The 17,435-nt window shown below is 65.4% G+C and carries 30 protein-coding genes; all 30 read right to left on the minus strand.

What is annotated here, in order from left to right; all coding sequences use genetic code 11:
- Nucleotides 1-113 precede the first annotated feature (113 nt).
- Complete coding sequence (locus ACX938_RS16560; protein ID WP_232755007.1) at nucleotides 114-1,130, minus strand: DNA-directed RNA polymerase subunit alpha; 1,017 nt, start codon at nucleotides 1,128-1,130, stop codon at nucleotides 114-116.
- A gap of 118 nt (nucleotides 1,131-1,248) precedes the next feature.
- The gene (rpsK, locus tag ACX938_RS16565) at nucleotides 1,249-1,641 is read right to left on the minus strand and encodes a 30S ribosomal protein S11 (protein WP_232755006.1); all 393 of its coding nucleotides are present in this window, start codon (nucleotides 1,639-1,641) and stop codon (nucleotides 1,249-1,251) included.
- Nucleotides 1,642-1,656: 15 nt separating this feature from the next.
- A complete protein-coding gene (gene rpsM / locus ACX938_RS16570) occupies nucleotides 1,657-2,025 on the minus strand; it encodes a 30S ribosomal protein S13 (RefSeq protein WP_232755005.1) in 369 nt (122 codons plus the stop codon).
- Between the two features lie 454 nt (nucleotides 2,026-2,479).
- Nucleotides 2,480-3,136: an adenylate kinase gene (locus tag ACX938_RS16575; RefSeq protein WP_459431875.1), complete on the minus strand. Its 657-nt coding sequence runs from the start codon at nucleotides 3,134-3,136 to the stop codon at nucleotides 2,480-2,482.
- Nucleotides 3,133-4,497 (minus strand): preprotein translocase subunit SecY, encoded by a 1,365-nt coding sequence (gene secY, locus ACX938_RS16580; protein WP_232755003.1) that lies wholly within the window; start codon nucleotides 4,495-4,497, stop codon nucleotides 3,133-3,135. Before secY ends, ACX938_RS16575 begins: the two co-directional genes overlap by 4 nt.
- 106 nt (nucleotides 4,498-4,603) lie before the next feature.
- Complete coding sequence (gene rplO, locus ACX938_RS16585) at nucleotides 4,604-5,071, minus strand: 50S ribosomal protein L15 (protein ID WP_232755002.1); 468 nt, start codon at nucleotides 5,069-5,071, stop codon at nucleotides 4,604-4,606.
- An 837-nt stretch (nucleotides 5,072-5,908) separates the two neighbouring features.
- Nucleotides 5,909-6,097, minus strand: coding sequence for a 50S ribosomal protein L30 (gene rpmD, locus ACX938_RS16590; protein WP_232755128.1), 189 nt, complete (start codon nucleotides 6,095-6,097; stop codon nucleotides 5,909-5,911).
- 5 nt (nucleotides 6,098-6,102) lie between these two features.
- Nucleotides 6,103-6,690: a 30S ribosomal protein S5 gene (gene rpsE / locus ACX938_RS16595; protein ID WP_232755001.1), complete on the minus strand. Its 588-nt coding sequence runs from the start codon at nucleotides 6,688-6,690 to the stop codon at nucleotides 6,103-6,105.
- A 218-nt stretch (nucleotides 6,691-6,908) separates the two neighbouring features.
- Nucleotides 6,909-7,268 (minus strand): 50S ribosomal protein L18, encoded by a 360-nt coding sequence (gene rplR, locus ACX938_RS16600; RefSeq protein ID WP_232755000.1) that lies wholly within the window; start codon nucleotides 7,266-7,268, stop codon nucleotides 6,909-6,911.
- A 12-nt stretch (nucleotides 7,269-7,280) separates the two neighbouring features.
- Complete coding sequence (gene rplF / locus ACX938_RS16605) at nucleotides 7,281-7,814, minus strand: 50S ribosomal protein L6 (protein ID WP_232754999.1); 534 nt, start codon at nucleotides 7,812-7,814, stop codon at nucleotides 7,281-7,283.
- A 13-nt stretch (nucleotides 7,815-7,827) separates the two neighbouring features.
- Nucleotides 7,828-8,220, minus strand: coding sequence for a 30S ribosomal protein S8 (rpsH, locus tag ACX938_RS16610; RefSeq protein ID WP_232754998.1), 393 nt, complete (start codon nucleotides 8,218-8,220; stop codon nucleotides 7,828-7,830).
- 12 nt (nucleotides 8,221-8,232) lie between these two features.
- Complete coding sequence (rpsN, locus tag ACX938_RS16615; RefSeq protein WP_232754997.1) at nucleotides 8,233-8,538, minus strand: 30S ribosomal protein S14; 306 nt, start codon at nucleotides 8,536-8,538, stop codon at nucleotides 8,233-8,235.
- Nucleotides 8,539-8,552: 14 nt separating this feature from the next.
- Nucleotides 8,553-9,113, minus strand: a complete 561-nt coding sequence (gene rplE / locus ACX938_RS16620) for a 50S ribosomal protein L5 (RefSeq protein WP_232754996.1) — start codon at nucleotides 9,111-9,113, stop codon at nucleotides 8,553-8,555.
- Nucleotides 9,113-9,418: a 50S ribosomal protein L24 gene (gene rplX / locus ACX938_RS16625; RefSeq protein WP_232754995.1), complete on the minus strand. Its 306-nt coding sequence runs from the start codon at nucleotides 9,416-9,418 to the stop codon at nucleotides 9,113-9,115. Before rplX ends, rplE begins: the two co-directional genes overlap by 1 nt.
- The gene (gene rplN / locus ACX938_RS16630; RefSeq protein ID WP_232754994.1) at nucleotides 9,418-9,786 is read right to left on the minus strand and encodes a 50S ribosomal protein L14; all 369 of its coding nucleotides are present in this window, start codon (nucleotides 9,784-9,786) and stop codon (nucleotides 9,418-9,420) included. The genes rplX and rplN overlap by 1 nt, the downstream gene beginning before the upstream one ends.
- A gap of 75 nt (nucleotides 9,787-9,861) precedes the next feature.
- Nucleotides 9,862-10,092, minus strand: coding sequence for a 30S ribosomal protein S17 (gene rpsQ / locus ACX938_RS16635; RefSeq protein WP_232754993.1), 231 nt, complete (start codon nucleotides 10,090-10,092; stop codon nucleotides 9,862-9,864).
- Nucleotides 10,093-10,104: 12 nt separating this feature from the next.
- Nucleotides 10,105-10,311: a 50S ribosomal protein L29 gene (rpmC, locus tag ACX938_RS16640; RefSeq protein WP_459431876.1), complete on the minus strand. Its 207-nt coding sequence runs from the start codon at nucleotides 10,309-10,311 to the stop codon at nucleotides 10,105-10,107.
- A gap of 155 nt (nucleotides 10,312-10,466) precedes the next feature.
- Nucleotides 10,467-10,793: a type II toxin-antitoxin system death-on-curing family toxin gene (locus ACX938_RS16645; protein ID WP_459431877.1), complete on the minus strand. Its 327-nt coding sequence runs from the start codon at nucleotides 10,791-10,793 to the stop codon at nucleotides 10,467-10,469.
- A gap of 52 nt (nucleotides 10,794-10,845) precedes the next feature.
- Complete coding sequence (locus tag ACX938_RS16650; RefSeq protein ID WP_459431878.1) at nucleotides 10,846-11,040, minus strand: hypothetical protein; 195 nt, start codon at nucleotides 11,038-11,040, stop codon at nucleotides 10,846-10,848.
- A gap of 66 nt (nucleotides 11,041-11,106) precedes the next feature.
- A complete protein-coding gene (locus tag ACX938_RS16655) occupies nucleotides 11,107-11,724 on the minus strand; it encodes a 2OG-Fe(II) oxygenase family protein (protein WP_459431879.1) in 618 nt (205 codons plus the stop codon).
- Between the two features lie 346 nt (nucleotides 11,725-12,070).
- Complete coding sequence (rplP, locus tag ACX938_RS16660; protein WP_459431880.1) at nucleotides 12,071-12,484, minus strand: 50S ribosomal protein L16; 414 nt, start codon at nucleotides 12,482-12,484, stop codon at nucleotides 12,071-12,073.
- A gap of 13 nt (nucleotides 12,485-12,497) precedes the next feature.
- Nucleotides 12,498-13,199, minus strand: a complete 702-nt coding sequence (rpsC, locus tag ACX938_RS16665; protein WP_232754989.1) for a 30S ribosomal protein S3 — start codon at nucleotides 13,197-13,199, stop codon at nucleotides 12,498-12,500.
- Nucleotides 13,199-13,579: a 50S ribosomal protein L22 gene (rplV, locus tag ACX938_RS16670; RefSeq protein ID WP_232754988.1), complete on the minus strand. Its 381-nt coding sequence runs from the start codon at nucleotides 13,577-13,579 to the stop codon at nucleotides 13,199-13,201. The genes rpsC and rplV overlap by 1 nt, the downstream gene beginning before the upstream one ends.
- 3 nt (nucleotides 13,580-13,582) lie before the next feature.
- Complete coding sequence (gene rpsS, locus ACX938_RS16675) at nucleotides 13,583-13,861, minus strand: 30S ribosomal protein S19 (protein ID WP_216336671.1); 279 nt, start codon at nucleotides 13,859-13,861, stop codon at nucleotides 13,583-13,585.
- 3 nt (nucleotides 13,862-13,864) lie between these two features.
- Nucleotides 13,865-14,707, minus strand: a complete 843-nt coding sequence (gene rplB / locus ACX938_RS16680) for a 50S ribosomal protein L2 (protein WP_232754987.1) — start codon at nucleotides 14,705-14,707, stop codon at nucleotides 13,865-13,867.
- 238 nt (nucleotides 14,708-14,945) lie between these two features.
- On the minus strand, nucleotides 14,946-15,242 hold the full coding sequence (locus ACX938_RS16685; RefSeq protein ID WP_232754986.1) for a 50S ribosomal protein L23: 297 nt from the start codon (nucleotides 15,240-15,242) through the stop codon (nucleotides 14,946-14,948).
- Complete coding sequence (rplD, locus tag ACX938_RS16690) at nucleotides 15,239-15,856, minus strand: 50S ribosomal protein L4 (RefSeq protein WP_232754985.1); 618 nt, start codon at nucleotides 15,854-15,856, stop codon at nucleotides 15,239-15,241. The genes ACX938_RS16685 and rplD overlap by 4 nt, the downstream gene beginning before the upstream one ends.
- Entirely contained in the window at nucleotides 15,853-16,725 is an 873-nt protein-coding gene (gene rplC / locus ACX938_RS16695; protein WP_232754984.1) for a 50S ribosomal protein L3, read from the minus strand. Before rplC ends, rplD begins: the two co-directional genes overlap by 4 nt.
- A 14-nt stretch (nucleotides 16,726-16,739) precedes the next feature.
- Nucleotides 16,740-17,048: a 30S ribosomal protein S10 gene (gene rpsJ / locus ACX938_RS16700; RefSeq protein ID WP_076450108.1), complete on the minus strand. Its 309-nt coding sequence runs from the start codon at nucleotides 17,046-17,048 to the stop codon at nucleotides 16,740-16,742.
- Nucleotides 17,049-17,260: 212 nt separating this feature from the next.
- A partial coding sequence (locus tag ACX938_RS16705; RefSeq protein ID WP_459431881.1) for an EF-Tu C-terminal domain-related protein occupies nucleotides 17,261-17,435 on the minus strand: 175 nt, incomplete at its 5' end.

The following is a 17,435-nucleotide window of genomic DNA, read 5'->3' on the forward strand; positions in this document are numbered from 1 at the left end:
TCCTAGGTTCGTTTTGCTTTGTCCGGCGGCCCATGCGTGGTGAGGCCGCTCTCCTTGGGGTCATGCGACCCGATGCGGCGTCCGGGCGGGTGGGCCACCCGGACGGGCATGTCTCAGAACTGGTCTTCCATCTTCTTCGAGAGATCCTCGATGTTGTCCGGCGGCCAGTCCTCGACGTCCATGCCGAGATGCAGGCCCATGCCCGAGAGCACTTCCTTGATCTCGTTCAGCGACTTGCGGCCGAAGTTCGGAGTGCGGAGCATCTCGGCTTCGGTCTTCTGGATCAGGTCGCCGATATAGACGATGTTGTCGTTCTTCAGGCAGTTGGCCGAACGCACCGACAGTTCGAGCTCGTCGACCTTCTTCAGCAGAAGCGGGTTGAACTCGAGGCCGTCGTCGTCGTCCTGACGCTGGGCGCTTTCCGGCTCGTCGAAGTTGACGAAGATCGACAGCTGGTCCTGCAGGATGCGCGCCGCGAAGGCGATGGCGTCCTCGGGGCTGACCGAGCCGTCGGTCTCGATCTTCATGGTCAGCTTGTCGTAGTCCAGCACCTGGCCCTCGCGGGTGGGCTGCACGTCATAGGCGACCTTCTTGACCGGGGAATAGATCGCGTCGATCGGCATCAGGCCGATGGGCGCATCCTCGGGCTTGTTCTTGTCGGCCGAGACGTAACCTTTGCCCTGGTTGACGGTGAGCTCCATGTAGAGCTCTGCGCCCTCGTCCAGGTGGCAGATCACGTGGTCCTTGTTCAGGACCTCGATGCCGTTCGATTCCGAGATGTCGCCGGCGGTGACGACGCCGGGGCCCTTTTTCGAAATCGACAGCCGCTTCGGCCCCTCGACCTCCATCTTCAGCGAGACGGCCTTGAGGTTCAGGACGATGTCGGTCACATCCTCGCGGACGCCGTCGACCGAGGAAAACTCGTGCAGCACGTTGTCGATCTGCACCGAGGTGATCGCCGCGCCCTGCAGCGACGACAGGAGAACCCGGCGCAGCGCGTTGCCGAGCGTCAGGCCGAAGCCGCGCTCGAGCGGTTCGGCGACCAGGGTCGCGGATTTGGCCGGTTCGTTGCCGGGACGAACATCAAGCTGGGTCGGCTTGATGAGCTCTGCCCAATTCTTGTGGATCATGTATGACCTCCATTCCTGTCTCGACCCCATGTCCGAAAGGCTCGAGACGCCCGAGGTTAAGAAACGCGAGGTCCGGGGCCCGGACAGATGCCGGGCCCCGGACAAGAAAACGTCCGTATCAGACGCGGCGACGCTTGGGCGGGCGGCAGCCGTTGTGCGCGATCGGCGTCACGTCGCGGATCGACGTGATGTTGAAGCCGACAGCGGCGAGCGCGCGCAGCGCGGATTCGCGGCCCGAACCGGGGCCCTGCACCTCGACCTCGAGGGTCTTGACGCCGTGCTCCTGCGCCTTCTTGCCGGCGTCCTCGGCCGCGAGCTGCGCGGCGTAAGGCGTCGACTTGCGCGAGCCCTTGAAGCCCATGGTGCCGGCGGACGACCAGGAGATCGCGTTGCCTTGCACGTCCGAGATCAGGACCTTGGTGTTGTTGAAGCTGGAGTTCACATGGGCGACGCCAGCTGCAATGTTCTTGGAGACCTTCTTCTTGCCTCCGCGACGGGTATCACGTGCCATTGTTGCGAGCCTCCCTTACTTCTTCTTGCCAGCGATCGGCTTGGCCGGGCCCTTGCGGGTGCGGGCATTGGTGTGGGTGCGCTGACCGCGCACGGGGAGGTTGCGACGATGGCGCAGGCCGCGGTAGCAGCCAAGGTCCATCAGGCGCTTGACGTTGATCTGAACCTCACGGCGCAGGTCGCCCTCGACGGTGTAGTTCGCGTCGATGTGCTCGCGCATGGCGACGACTTCGGCGTCGCTCAGCTCGTTCACGCGACGGGTCGCGTCGATGTTGACGGCCTGGCAGATCTCCTGGGCGGAGTTCGGGCCGATGCCGTGGATGTAGGTGAGTGCGATGGGCACCCGTTTGTTCGTCGGGATGTTGACGCCGGCAATACGTGCCAAGTCTCTATGTCCTCTAGTTGCGGTTCCGTAGCTCCAGAACCTTTTTTCACAACACAAGGCCCTTGGGCGGCGACGCCCGCGGGCCAATTGTCGATCAGGTGGTCTTGCGGCGGTCGGAAAACACGCCGCAAAAGGCGATTCCCCTTTCGGAGATGCCGGTGGGTAGTGTGATTTGACCGGGGGGTCAAGCCCTCAGGCGAAGCCCCGCCGCCGACCCGCGAAGATCGCCGGCGGGGTGCGGCCTCGGGCAGGGATATGGGGCGCGGTGCCCGGTCCGGCAAGGCCCCTGCCCCGCTCCCGCCGCGATGATCCGCGAGGCGCCCGCGCGCCCTAACGAGAAAGGCGCCCGGGAGGGGGACCGGACGCCTTTCAGAAACCGTCTTTGGCTGTGCCTTACGAAGGGAATGCGCGGTCGCTCATTCCAAGGCGATAACTGTGCATCCGCAGAAATTGTTCAAGATGCCGTGGCGTCAAGCACGCCGGCGATTGCCGATTGCACCTCGGAGATGTCGCCCAGGCCGTCGACCCGCTCGAGCTGGCCCTTGGCGTAGTAGTAGCCCAGGAGCGGCGAGGTCTTCTTGTAGTATTCCATCAGCCGCTGCTTGAGGCTTTCGGCGTTGTCGTCGGCGCGGCGCTTGAACTCGGCCTTTTCGCCGCAGTTCGAGCAGACGCCATCCGAGGGGATCGGCTTGGTCTTGTCGTTGTAGACCTCGCCGCAGTTGCCGCAGGTCGACCGCGCGGTGATGCGCTCGACCAGCGCCTCGTCGTCGACGCGCATCTCGATCACCGCATCGAGGCTCTCGCCCTGTTCGGCCAGGAGCGCCCCAAGCGCGTCGGCCTGGGCGAGCGTGCGCGGGAAGCCGTCGAAGATGAAGCCCGCGGTCTTCTCGCCCTGCAGCTTCTCGCGGATCAGGCCGATCACGATCTCGTCGGTCACCAGCTCGCCCTTGGCCATCACATCGGCCACGACCTGGCCCATCTCGGTGCCCGAGTCCTTGGCTTCGCGCAGCATGTCGCCGGTCGAGAGCTGGGTCATGCCACGGCCATCGACGAGGTGGCGGGCCTGGGTGCCTTTGCCGGCACCCGGCGGTCCGAGAAGAATGATGTTCATCGGCGCTGCGGTCCTTTTCTCTTGCGGGTCTTACCCTTACCGCGGAGCTGCGACTTCTGAATAAGACCTTCGTATTGATGCGCGAGGAGGTGGCTCTGCACCTGCTGAATGGTGTCCATCGTCACGCTCACCACGATGAGAACCGAGGTGCCGCCGAAGTAGAAGGGGATCGCGAACTGGCTGCGGACGATCTCGGGCAGGAGGCAGACGAAGGCCAGATAGGCCGAGCCCAGCACCAGCACGCGGTTCACCACGTATTCGAGGTATTCCGAGGTCCGCTTGCCCGGACGGATGCCCGGCACGAAGCCGTTCTGCTTCTTCAGGTTGTCGGCCACGTCATCGGGTTTGAACGAGACGTTGAAGGTATAGAAATAGGCGAAGAAGACGATCATCGCCGCGAAGAACAGCAGGTAGAGCGGCTGCCCGGGGCCGAAATAGGCCAGGAGCGTCGACATCACCGGACCGGTGCTGCCCTCGCCCGAGAAGGTCGAGACCGTGACCGGCAGCAGCAGGAGCGAGGAGGCGAAGATCGCCGGGATCACGCCCGCGGGATTTACCTTGACCGGCAGGTGGCTGTTCTGCGCCTCGGTCATCTTCATGCCGACCTGGCGGCGCGGATACTGGATGGTGATCTTGCGGAGCGCCCGCTCCATGAAGACCACGAAGGTGATCACCGCCACCACCATGAGGATCACGCCGATGATCACGGCCGGGCTGATGGCGCCCGAACGGCCCGAGGCGAAGAACTGCGCCAGGGCGGCGGGAACCTCGGCGATGATGCCGACGAAGATGATCAGCGAGATGCCGTTGCCGACGCCGCGCGCGGTGATCTGCTCACCGAGCCACATCAGGAACATCGTGCCGCCGACCAGGGTGATCACGGTCGCGGCGCGGAAATACCAGCCGGGATCGGTCACCAGGTCGCCCGCTTCCAGGCTCACAGCCAGACCGTAGGCCTGGAAGGTCGCCAGGAGCACCGTGCCGTAGCGGGTGTACTGGTTGATCTTCTTGCGCCCCTGCTCGCCCTCTTTCTTGAGCTGCTCGAGCGCCGGCACCATGGAGGCCAGGAGCTGCACGATGATCGAGGCCGAGATATAGGGCATGATGCCCAGGGCGAAGATGCCCATGCGTCCCAGCGCGCCGCCGGTGAACATGGTCAGGATGCCGCCGATGCCCGACTGCGCGCCTTCCATGAATTCCCGAAGCGCCTGCCCGTCGATCCCGGGCACCGGGATGAAGGTGCCGAGGCGGAAGATGCAGAGCAGCGCCAGCGTGTAGAAGATGCGTTTGCGAAGGTCGGTGGCCGATGCGAGCGCGGACCAGCTCGTATTCGCGGCCATTTGTTCGACAGCAGATGCCATGAAGCGGTCTCTCTATTCGGTCAAACGCCGCCCCGAGCCTTGAGGGGCTGAGGCGGCGTCGGAAACTGCTAACGGATGTAAGCGGCGCGCGGGCCGCCCACAACCTTTATTCGGCCGCCTGAGCCGTGGTGATCGAACCGCCGGCCTTCTCGACCGCGGCGACAGCCGACTTCGAGGCGCCGGTGACGGTCAGCGAGACCTTGGACGAGATGTCGCCCTTGGCGAGCACGCGGATGCCGTCGAGCTTGCGGCGCACGACGCCGGAGGCGACCAGTGCGTCCTCGTCGATCGGCTTGCCCGCGTCGAGCTTGCCGGCCTCGATGAACTTCTGGATGATGCCGAGGTTCACGACGGCGAAGGTCTTGCGGTTGGGCTTGTTGAAGCCGCGCTTCGGCAGGCGCTGGTAGAGCGGCATCTGGCCGCCCTCGTAGCCGTTGATGGCCACGCCCGAACGGGACTTCTGGCCCTTGATGCCGCGGCCGCCCATCTTGCCGACGCCCGAGCCCGGGCCGCGGCCGATACGCTTCTTGCGGCGGTTGGCGCCTTCGTTGTCGCGCAGTTCGTTGAGTTTCATGTCGCTTCTCCTTGCCGGATGTGGCCCCCAGCGACGGATGGGCCAAACGCGGCGTTTTCAGATGTGGTCGGTGTGATCCTCAGAGATCACCGGGGGCGTATAGACGGGGTGGGCAGGCGGTTCAAGGGCAGGCGCGGGGATGCGTGGCAGAATTCCCGGTGACGTTGTGGCGGGGCGGGGTGACGGGGGAGTGCGGTCGCGGGATTGAGTGCGGTGGTGCGGGGTTTGGTGCTGGGCGCGGGTTGCGCTTGGTGCAACGTATTCAAGCGGCAATCGGCTGGGACAGAACCATGCGGACCTTTCCGAGCGACGCGCGTGTGTCCCCTGCACTCTGGTCTTCTCGCGCCACGCGGATCACCCCAGCGCCTCTTGCGCCCGAACAGCACCGAAGGTGCCGGGCGCGCGCCGGACCGGCCCCTTGGGCCGGCGCTCCTTGGGGTGGCGTGCCTAGATCAGCCCTAGTCCTGACCTTGCTGGGATAAAGCGCGCAGCTCAGAGGACAGCAGCGCCGGCCCCCGGTCCGGAGCGCGCCCTCTGTTGGGGATGGTGGCGAGGGGGGATTCTGGGGAGCGGCGGCCAACAGTTGTGACTGGTGGTTCTTTTGGCGATCGGAGAGGCGCCCCCCGATTGACCGTCGAGACAACAGTCAAGCCGACCCAAGCCCCTGCTCCCTGCTCCCTGCTGCCTGCTGCCTGCTGCCTGCTGCCTGCTCCCTGCTCCCTGCTCCCTGCTCCCGAGTAGCGCAGCCCCGCCCCCACCGCGCACCCAACACGCAAAAGGCGCGCCCCTCTCGGAGCGCGCCTTTCATAGCTCATTCGCAAGATCCGAAGGGCGGGCTCAGCCGCGCTCTTCGACGATCTCCACCAGATGCGGGATCTTGGCGATCATGCCGCGCACCGAGGGGGTGTCCTCGAGCTCGCGGGTCTTGTGCATCTTGTTCAGCCCCAGGCCGATCAGCGTCTGGCGCTGCTTCTCGGGGCGGCGGATCGGGCTGCCGATCTGCTTGACGACGATGGTCTTTGCCATGGTGCTCATGCCTCCTCGGCGAGGTGGGTCTGCGGATCACCGTGATCCGGGGCCTCGTCCCGCTTGGGCAGGATGTCGGCGACCTTCTTGCCGCGACGCTGCGCCACCTGGCGGGGGCTGGCCTCACGCGACAGGCCGTTCAGCGTCGCGCGGATCATGTTGTAGGGGTTCTGCGAGCCCACCGACTTGGCGACCACGTCCTGAACGCCCAGCATCTCGAAGACGGCACGCATCGGACCACCGGCGATGATCCCGGTACCCTGGGGGGCGGTCCGCATCACGACCCGGCCCGCGCCGTGGCGGCCCTCGACGTCGTGGTGCAGGGTGCGGCCCTCGCGCAGCGGCACGCGCATCATGCCACGCTTGGCCTGCTCGGTGGCCTTGCGGATGGCCTCGGGGACCTCCTTGGCCTTGCCCTTGCCGAAGCCGACGCGGCCCTTCTGGTCGCCGACCACGACGAGCGCTGCGAAGCCGAAGCGCTTGCCGCCCTTCACGGTCTTCGACACGCGGTTGATCGCGACAAGGCGATCTGCGAATTCCGGCGCTTCGTCGCGATCGCGACGGCCACGCCCTCTGTTCTCACGTTCTGCCATCTGGCATTCCTGTTCTTCTCTGCGCCGCAGCGCGATGTTCCAATCGAAGTGCCCGGATCGCTCCGGTGCCCCGATCATCGAGGCGGGCGGACCCGCCTACCCTTGCGGTCCCCCTAGTGCCGGCAAGGCCGGCTGCGGGAGAATGCACCCCGGGCCGCGATCGCGAGGATCCGGCCCGGGACATGACGCGAAGGCCGGGAACCCCCGGCCCTCACATATCAGAGCTTCAGGCCACCCTCGCGAGCGGCATCTGCCAGCGCCTTCACACGGCCGTGGAACAGAAAGCCCCCACGGTCGAAATAGGCTTCCTCGACACCGGCCTTCTTGGCCCGCTCGGCAATCGCCGCGCCGACCTTCTGGGCCGCTTCGAGGTCGTTCTTGCCGACCACGCCAAGCGCCTTCTCCATGGAGGAGGCCGCGGCCAGGGTCCGGCCGTTGACGTCGTCGATCAGCTGAACGCTGATGTTCTTGTTCGAGCGATGCACCGAAAGGCGGGCACGGCCCGAATTTGCGCTGCGAAGCTTGTTCCGGACGCGCAGGCGGCGTTTGCGGAACAGGTCACGTTTGCTGTTAGCCATGTCCTTGCGTCCTTACTTCTTCTTGCCTTCCTTCTGGAAGATGTACTCACCCTTGTAGCGGATGCCCTTGCCCTTGTAGGGCTCGGGACGCCGCCAATCACGGATGTTCGCCGCGACCTGGCCGACCTGCTGGGCGTCGTGGCCTTCGACCACGAGCTCCGTCGGCTTCGCCGCGGTGACAGTCACACCGTCCGGAATGGGGAAATCCACGTCGTGGCTGAGGCCGAGGTTCAGCTTCAGGACATTGCCCTGAACCTGCGCCCGGTAACCCACGCCCTGGATCTCCAGCTCTTTCTTGAAGGTCTCCTGGACGCCATGCACCAGGTTCGCGACCATGGTGCGGGCCATCCCCCACTGCTGGCGGGCGCGCTTCGACTTGCCGCGCGGCGACACGGAGACCGTGTCGCCTTCGACGACGATGGTGACGTCGTCGGTGGCGGTGAAGCTCTGCGTGCCCTTGGGGCCCTTCACTTCGATCGTCTGACCCGACACGGAGGCGGAGACCCCCGAGGGCAGTTCGACCGGCTTCTTACCAATACGAGACATGCTCAGGACCTCCTTAGAATACCGTGCAGAGCACTTCGCCGCCGACATTGGCCGCGCGTGCATTGGCATCCGACATCACGCCCTTGGGGGTCGAGACGATCGACACGCCCAGGCCCTGGCGGACCTGCGGAATGTCGGTCACGCCCAGGTAGACGCGGCGGCCCGGCTTGGAGACGCGGGTCAGCTCGCGGATGACGGGCGCACCCTCGTAGTACTTGAGGGCGATCTGGAGCGTCGGGTGACCGCGCTCGTCGGTGCCCTTCTCGTAGCCGCGGATGTAGCCTTCGTCGGCCAGGACATCGAGCACCCAGGCGCGAAGCTTGGACGCCGGCGTCGAGACGGTGGACTTGCCCCGCAGCTGCGCGTTGCGGATGCGGGTCAGCATATCGCCGATAGGATCGTTCATCTCAGGACCTCCTTACCAGCTCGACTTGACCATGCCGGGCAGCAGGCCCTGCGAACCGAGGTTGCGGAGCATGATGCGGCTGATCTTCAGCTTGCGGTAATAGGCGTGCGGACGCCCCGTGAGCTGACAGCGGTTGTGAAGCCGGGTCGGCGAGGAGTTGCGCGGCAGCTCTGCGAGCTTCAGCCGTGCTTTGAACCGCTCTTCCATCGGCTTCGCTTCGTCGTTCGCGATTTCCTTCAGCGCAGCACGCTTCTCGGCGTATTTGGCCACGAGGCGCTGACGCTTCTTCTCGCGCTCAACCATGGATTTCTTCGCCATAGTTCAGAATCCCCTTATGCGTTGAACGGCATGTTGAAGTGCTTCAACAGCGCCTTGGCTTCCGCGTCGGTCTTCGCGGTCGTGGTGATGTTGATGTCCATGCCCCAGACCTCGTCGACCTTGTCGAAGTCGATCTCGGGGAAGACGATGTGTTCCTTGATGCCCATGGCGAAGTTGCCACGGCCGTCGAAGGACGGCTTCACACCGCGGAAGTCCCGGATCCGGGGCATCGCGACGGTGATCAGACGATCGAGAAACTCGTACATGCGGGCATGGCGCAGGGTCACCTTGGCGCCGAGCGGCATTTCCTCACGGACGCGGAAGCCCGCGATGGACTTCTTCGCCTTCGTGACGACCGCGTGCTGACCGGCGATCTTGGTCAGGTCTTCCTGAGCCGATTTCGCCTTCTTGCTGTCACGCACCGCCTCGGCACCGCAGCCGATGTTCAGGGTGATCTTCTCGAGGAAGGGGATCTGCAGGTCGTTGGTGTAGCCGAACTCCTCGCGGAGCTTGGCCCGGACCTCGTCCCGGTAGAGCGCCTTGAGACGCGGGGTGTAGTTCTGGGTATCGAGCATCAGATCGCATCCCCCGTGGTCTTGGCGTAACGCACCTTCTTGCCGTCTTCCTCGCGGAAGCCGACGCGGGTGGCCTTGCCGTTCTTGTCGACGATGGCGAGGTTCGACAGGTCGATCGGCAGCGCCTTCGGCTGACGGCCGCCCTGGTTGGTCTGGGTCTGGCGCTGATGGCGCACGGCCATGTTCACGCCCTCGACGACGGCCTTGCCGGCTTTCGGGTCGACAGAGGTGATCTCACCCTCTTTGCCCTTGTCCTTGCCGGTGAGCACGACGACCTTGTCGCCCTTGCGGAGTTTCGCGGCCATTAGAGCACCTCCGGAGCAAGCGAGATGATCTTCATGAAGTTCTTCGCCCGCAGCTCGCGCACGACCGGCCCGAAGATACGGGTGCCGACAGGCTCGCCCGTGTTGTTCAGGATGACGGCGGCGTTGCGGTCGAAGCGGATGGCGGTGCCGTCTTCGCGACGGACCTCCTTGGCGGTGCGCACGACGACGGCCTTGCGGACGTCACCTTTCTTCACGCGGCCGCGCGGGATGGCTTCCTTGACCGAGACGACGATGATGTCGCCCACGGAAGCGTACTTGCGCTTGGAACCACCCAGGACCTTGATGCACTGCACCCGGCGCGCGCCGGAGTTGTCAGCGACATCCAGATTGGTCTGCATCTGGATCATGTGGTTTCTCCCGACCTTTGAGGGGTGTTCTGTTGTCGCCCCCAGGGTTTCGCTAAAACCGGAAGATGATGCGCCTTATTCGGCGATCACCTCCCAGCGCTTGGTCTTCGACTTCGGCGCGCATTCGATGATGCGCACGGAATCACCCACCTGGATCGAGCCGGCCTCGTCGTGGGCGCGGTACTTCTTCGATTTCCGGATGGTCTTCTTCAGCACGGGGTGCTTGAAGCGGCGCTCGACCGAGACCGTCACGGTCTGGGCGTTCGCCGTCGAGGTCACGGTGCCTTGAAGGATACGCTTGGGCATGGTCCGTTCCCCTTATTCCGCGGAGGCCGCTGCGGCGGCCTTCTCGTTCAGCACGGTCTTGATCCGCGCGACGTCCCGGCGCACGAGCTTCATGCGCGCGGTGTTCTCGATCTGGCCGGTGGCCTGCTGGAAGCGCAGGTTGAAGGCCTCTTTCTTGAGCAGGACAAGCTGGTCCCGGAGTTCGTCCGGGGTCTTGTCACGGAGTTCGCTGGCGTTCATGGCGCCCTTTCCTTTTCAACATCACCGGAAGGCCCCTGCCCGCGTAGCCCGCAGGGTCACCCTGATTCCGGTGGAGTCCGTGGATGAGGGTGCCACCTAACCGGGATCGGGGTTTGGCGCAAGCCTTGTTTTGGCGGGCGCCGCCTGGGCGCCCGCTATTGCGCCTTGCGCTCCAGTCTGGTGCCGAACCAGAGCTTCAGATCCTCGACGCCAAGCGCCCCTTCCGCCACCGCCACGACCAGGTCGTCGATGGGGGCATCGTCGGGAATGGCGAGCCGATAGCCGCTGCGTTCGATGAACAGCTCGACCAGAAGCCAGGCCGTGCGCTTGTTGCCGTCCACGAAGCCGTGGTTTCCGACGAAACTGTGCAGGAGCGCGGCCGCCTTGGCCTCGATGCGCCGGTGGTAGCCCGAATAAGGGCGCGCGAGGGCGGATTCGATCAGGTGAAGGCTGGCGATGCCCGGCCGGCCCTGGATCGCCATGGCCTCGTCATGGGCCTCGATGGCATCCGCCAGCGTGACGCGATAGTGGCGCCTAGCGATCCGCGAGCCGTTTCAGCGCAGCGCGGCGCCGCGTCGAAACCTCCCTGAGCGTTGCGAGGCTCTTTTCCGAGGCATGCGAGGTGCCTTCCTCGGTTTCGACCGAGACGAAGCGCCCGCTCTGCGAGCCGCGAGCGACAACGCCGCCCTTCACAGGCTCCTTGCGGATGTCTTCTCTCGAGTTGGCCATGGGTCGGATCCGTTGGTCTCAGGTTTTCAGATAGCCACGCTGGCCCGCGGGAGACAAGGGGCCCGCTTACTCCCAGCGGTAGTTGAAGCTCACCGAGATGCGGTCGTCCTCGGCCATGTTCATCGGCACCTCGTGGCGCAGCCAGCTCTCCCAGAGGAGCACCTCGCCCGGCTCGGGCGTGACGTAGACGAAGCTCTTGAGCTCCTCGCGGCAGTCGGGCTTGCGGATGGGCGCGGCCATCATCATCGGCAGGCGCGGGTCCTCGAGCTTCAGCGCCGAGGTGCCGCCGGGCATGGCGACATAGGTCGTGCCCGAGATCACCGAATGCGGGTGGATGTGGCTGCCGTGGCTGCCGCCCTCGGGCAGGATGTTGATCCAGATGTCCTCGAGCACCAGCGCACGCTCGGCGAGGTCGAACTCGAGGTCGGCGGCGAAGGCGGTGACATGGGCGTCGAGCGCGCGGACCACCTCGGCGAAGATCGGGAAGCGCCAGGGCAGATCGGTCAGCGAGGCATAGGAGGTATAGCCCGGGTAGCCGTTCTCCTCGCACCATTCCTGCCCGGCCTCGTCGTCGTCGGCGATGGAATAGCAGGAGGCCTCGAGCTCGGCCCGGTCGATCTCGTCGGCGGGGGCCAGGGGCGCGCGGTAGAGGCGGGTCGCGAAGAGCGAACGGATCTCGGTCATGGCGGCGGTGTAGCGCAGCCCGGCAGGGCTGGCGAGGGGTGATTTCCACGTGGAAATCACCGGGAGAACTCCACGTGGAGTTCTCTTCCGGCGGGGTGGTGCGGAGAGGTGGGGTGCTCTGCCCTGATGGTGGAGGTGGGGCGGCGGACGCCAGAGGGGCGCGCGGGGACGCGACTATCTAGACGGGTGGCGCGGGTGGTGAGCTTTTGGCGGCTGATCCCCCTCGCGTCAGGGCAAACGCTGGGACAGCCCAATCCCAGACGCCCCCCCCTGCCCTCTCCCCCAAAACAAAAGACCCCCGCCGGTTTCCCGGCGGGGGCCTCGATCTCTCTGCAAGCGACGTGGCTTACCAGTCCTCGCGGACCACCACGCGGGTCTTGATCGGCAGCTTCATGGAGGCCAGCCGCAGCGCTTCGCGCGCGACCTCGTCACCCACGCCGTCGATCTCGAACATCACCCGGCCGGGCTTGACCTTGCAGGCCCAGAAATCGACCGAGCCCTTGCCCTTACCCATGCGGACCTCGGTCGGCTTCGAGGTGACCGGGGTGTCGGGGAAGATGCGGATCCAGACACGGCCCTGACGCTTCATGTGACGCGTCATGGCGCGGCGTGCCGCCTCGATCTGGCGCGCGGTGACGCGCTCGGGCTGCAGGGCCTTCAGGCCGTAGGTGCCGAAGTTCAGGTCAGAGCCGCCCTTGGCGACGCCCTTGATCCGGCCCTTCTGCTGCTTGCGGTACTTCGTACGTTTCGGTTGAAGCATGTCTCAAACCTCCTCAGCGACGGGGACCGCGCGGGGCGGGTCCGTCCTGGAGTTCCTGCGCCTTGCGGTCACGCGCCTGGGGATCGTGCTCCATGATCTCGCCTTTGAAGATCCAGATCTTGATCCCGATGATGCCGTAGGGCGTCTCGGCCTCGACCGACGCGTGGTCGATGTCGGCACGCAGCGTGTGCAGCGGCACCCGGCCTTCGCGGTACCATTCGGTCCGGGCGATCTCGGCGCCGCCGAGGCGGCCCGACACGTTGACCCGGATGCCGAGGGCACCCATGCGCATGGCGTTCTGCACCGAGCGCTTCATCGCGCGGCGGAAGGACACACGACGCTCGAGCTGCTGGGCGATCGACTCGCCGACCAGACGGGCGTCGAGCTCGGGCTTGCGCACCTCGACGATGTTCAGGTGCAGCTCGCTGTCGGTCATCGACGAGAGCTTCTTGCGAAGCGCCTCGATGTCCGCGCCCTTCTTGCCGATGATGACACCGGGACGCGCGGCGTGAATGGTCACGCGGCACTTCTTGTGCGGACGCTCGATGATGATGCGGGCGACACCGGCCTGCTTGCACTCGTCGTGGATGAACTCGCGGATCGCGATATCCTCGAGCAGCAGGTCGCCGTAGTCCTTGGTGTCGGCATACCAGCGGCTGTCCCAGGTGCGGTTGACCTGGAGCCGCATGCCGATCGGATTGGTCTTGTTACCCATTAGGCTTGCTCCTCGACCTGACGCACCTTGATGGTGATTTCCGAGAACGGCTTCATGATGCGGCCGAACCGGCCACGCGCCCGCGGACGGCCGCGCTTCATCACGAGGTTCTTGCCGACCCAGGCTTCGGCGACGACCAGTTCGTCGACGTCGAGACCGTGGTTGTTCTCGGCGTTGGCGATCGCCGACTGAAGGCATTTCTTCACGTCGAGAGCCACGCGCTTCTTGGAGAAGGTGAGATCGGTCAGCGCCTTCTCGACCTTCTTGCCGCGGATCATCGCTGCGACGAGGTTCAGCTTCTGCGGGCTGGTGCGAAGCATACGCAGCTTCGCCATTGCCTCGTTGTCAGCCACGCGGCGGGGGTTCTTTTCCTGGCCCATGACTTACTTCCGCTTCGCTTTCTTGTCGGCAGCATGCCCGTAGTAGGTACGGGTCGGCGAGTATTCACCGAACTTCTGGCCGATCATGTCTTCGGACACGTTCACCGGAACGTGCTTGTGGCCGTTGTAGACGCCGAACGTCAGGCCCACGAACTGGGGCAGGATCGTCGAACGGCGCGACCAGATCTTGATGACTTCGTTGCGCCCGGATTCGCGGGCGGCCTCGGCCTTCTTCAGGACGTAGGCGTCCACGAAGGGGCCTTTCCAAACAGAACGTGCCATATCTTAGCGCCTCTTCTTCCGTGCGTGGCGCGAGCGAAGGATGAGCTTCTGCGACGCCTTGTTGGTGTTGCGGGTCCGGGCCCCCTTGGTGGGCTTGCCCCAGGGCGTGACCGGGTGGCGGCCACCGGAGGTGCGACCCTCACCACCGCCGTGCGGGTGGTCGATCGGGTTCATCACGACACCGCGGACGGACGGACGCTTGCCCATGTGGCGGGTGCGGCCGGCCTTGCCGATGTTCTGGTTCGAGTTGTCCGGGTTGGAAACCGCGCCGACGGTGGCGTAGCATTCCTGGCGGACCATGCGAAGCTCGCCCGAGGACAGGCGGATCTGCGCGTAGCCGCCGTCACGGCCGACGAACTGGGCGTAGGTGCCCGCGGCGCGTGCGATCTGGCCGCCCTTGCCCGGCTTCAGCTCGATGTTGTGGACGATCGTGCCGATCGGCATGCCCGAGAAGGGCATCGCGTTGCCCGGCTTGATGTCGGCCTTCGCGCTCGAGACCACGCGGTCGCCGATGGCGAGGCGCTGGGGCGCGAGGATATAGGCCTGCTCGCCGTCATCGTACTGCAGGAGCGCGATGAATGCGGTGCGGTTCGGGTCGTATTCGATGCGAACGACGGTGGCGGTCACATCGGCCTTGCCACGCTTGAAATCGACGATCCGGTAGAGGCGTTTCGCCCCGCCGCCGCGGCGACGTGCCGTGATCCGTCCGGTGTTGTTGCGACCGCCCGACTTGGTCAGACCCTCGGTGAGGGCCTTGACAGGGCGTCCCTTATACAGCTCCGAACGGTCGATCAGCACCAGCCCGCGCTGGCCCGGCGTCGTCGGCTTGTACGACTTGAGTGCCATGCTTTCTGTCTTCCGTATGTCAGACGGCAGGGATCGGACCCTCTGTCCTGGCCCTGCCTATGTTGCGGGACGGTTGCCCGTCCCTCGGATGTAGGCCCCCGTAGGTGCCCGGTGGTATCGCGTCAGGCCGGAAGCCTGTCCGCGGGATCCGGTTGGCGCGCGCGACGCACCCCGCCCGGTGAAAAACGACGTGGCCCCGGACCTGCCGGGGCCACGACGAAGGATTCGCGGCCTGTTATCAGAGACCGGTGGTCACGTCGATGGTGTTTCCCTCTTCGAGGGTCACATAGGCCTTCTTGAAGTCCGACCGGCGACCGGGGCGGCCGCGGAAGCGCTTGGTCTTGCCTTTGGTGATGGTGGTGTTGACCGCCTTCACCTTGACGCCGAAGAGCGCCTCGACCGCTTCCTTGATCTGCGGCTTGTTCGCCTCGAGAGCCACCTCGAAGACCACGGCGTTCTGTTCGGAGGCCATGGTGGACTTCTCGGTGATCACCGGCTTCCGGATCACGTCGTAATGTGTCTCTTTCGCGCTCATTTCAGTCGAGCCTCCAGTGCTTCGACACCCGCCTTGGTCAGCACGAGCGTGTCGCGCTTGAGGATGTCATAGACGTTTGCGCCGACCGAGGGCAGCACGTCGAGACCGTCGATGTTGGCCGCCGCGCGGGCGAAGCCGTCGTTGACCTCGGTCCCGTCGATCACCAGCGCGCGCTTCCAGCCCAGATCCCGGACCTGCTTGGCCAGGGTGCCGGTCTTGCCGTCGCACTCCGCGGTGTCGATGACGACCAGCTGGCCTTCGCGGGCCTTGGCCGACAGCGCGTGCATCAGGCCAAGCTTGCGGACCTTCTTGGGAAGGTCATGGGCGTGGCTGCGCGGGGTCGGGCCCTTGTAGATGCCGCCCTTGCGGAAGATCGGCGCCTTGCGGGAGCCGTGGCGTGCGCCGCCGGTGCCCTTCTGACGGTAGATCTTCTTGGTCGAGTAGCTGACATCGGAGCGGCCGAGCGTGGCATGGGTGCCCTGCATGGCCTTGTTGCGCTGCCAGCGCACGACGCGGTGCAGGAGGTCGGCGCGCGGCTCGAGATTGAAGATCTCGTCGCCGAGCTCGACCGATCCGGCGCTGGCGCCGTCCAGTTTGATCACGTCGAGTTTCATTCCTCGCCTTCCTTCTTCTCGTCGTCCGAGCCCGCGGCGCCGTCTTCATCGGCAGCGATCTCGGCCTCGGCTTCCTTGAGAGCCTCTTCCTGCTGCGCGGCCTCTTCGGCCAGGCGTGCCTCTTCGGCGGCCCGTGCCTCTTCCTCGGCCTGCTTGGCGGCTTCCTCGGCCTGACGCTTGGCTTCGTCGGCAGCCGACTTCAGCGCGGCGGGCAGGATGATGCCTTCGGGCTGTGCCTTCTTCACCGCGTCCTTCACGGTGACCCAGCCGCCCTTGGCGCCGGGGACGGCACCCTTGACCATGATCAGGCCACGCTCTGCATCGGTCTTGACGATCTGCAGGTTCTGCGTGGTGACGCGCACGGCGCCCATGTGGCCGGCCATCTTCTTGCCCTTGAACACCTTGCCGGGGTCCTGACACTGACCGGTCGAACCATGCGAGCGGTGGCTGATCGACACGCCGTGCGAGGCGCGCAGACCGCCGAAGTTGTGCCGCTTCATGGCACCGGCGAAGCCCTTACCGATCGAGGTGCCGGAGATGTCCACGAACTGACCCGCGAAATAGTGGTCAGCGGTGATCTCTTCGCCCACGTCGATCATGTTCTCGGGCGCCACGCGGAACTCGGCGACCTTGCGCTTCGGTTCCACCTTGGCGGCGGCGAAATGGCCGCGCATCGGCTTGGTGACATTCTTGGCCCGCACGGTGCCGCAGCCCAGCTGAACGGCGGTGTAGCCGTGCTGATCCTGGGTGCGCTGCGCCACGACCTGCAGCTTGTCCAGCTGCAGAACGGTGACGGGCACCTGCTTGCCATCTTCGAGGAAGAGCCGGGTCATGCCGACCTTCTTTGCGATCACTCCAGAGCGCAACATGCTACGTGCCCTCCTTAAACCTTGATCTCGACGTCCACGCCCGCGGCGAGGTCGAGCTTCATCAGCGCGTCCACGGTCTGCGGGGTGGGATCGACGATGTCGAGAAGCCGCTTGTGGGTGCGGATCTCGAACTGGTCGCGGGACTTCTTGTTCACGTGGGGGCCACGCAGAACGGTGAAGCGCTCGATCTTGTTCGGCAGCGGGATCGGGCCGCGCACGTCGGCGCCCGTCCGCTTGGCGGTGTTCACGATCTCCTGCGTGCTGGCGTCCAGCACGCGGTAATCGAACGCCTTCAGCCGAATGCGAATGTTCTGGCTTTGCATTTTCATCTCGCCTTCATCGGCTAGTGAGAGTTGAGAGGAGGAGGCAGGACCACCCTGCCCCCTCGTCGAACCGCGTCTGGCCTCCGGCCGATGCGCCCCGGTTCCTGCCCGGGGCCTCTCGGCTAAGTGCCCAATTTCTGGCGGGCCACCCGACAGAGGTCGCGCGGCCCTGAGAGGTCCCGGGGCCCATCAGCCCCGGGAAGACCCCGTCGTCACTCGACGATCTTCGAGACGACGCCCGAGCCCACGGTGCGGCCGCCTTCGCGGATCGCGAAGCGGAGGCCGTCTTCCATGGCGATCGGCGCGATCAGCTCGACGTCGAACTTCAGGTTGTCGCCCGGCATGACCATCTCGGTGCCCTCGGGAAGGGTCACGGTGCCGGTCACG

The organism is Roseivivax sp., assembly GCF_054552075.1.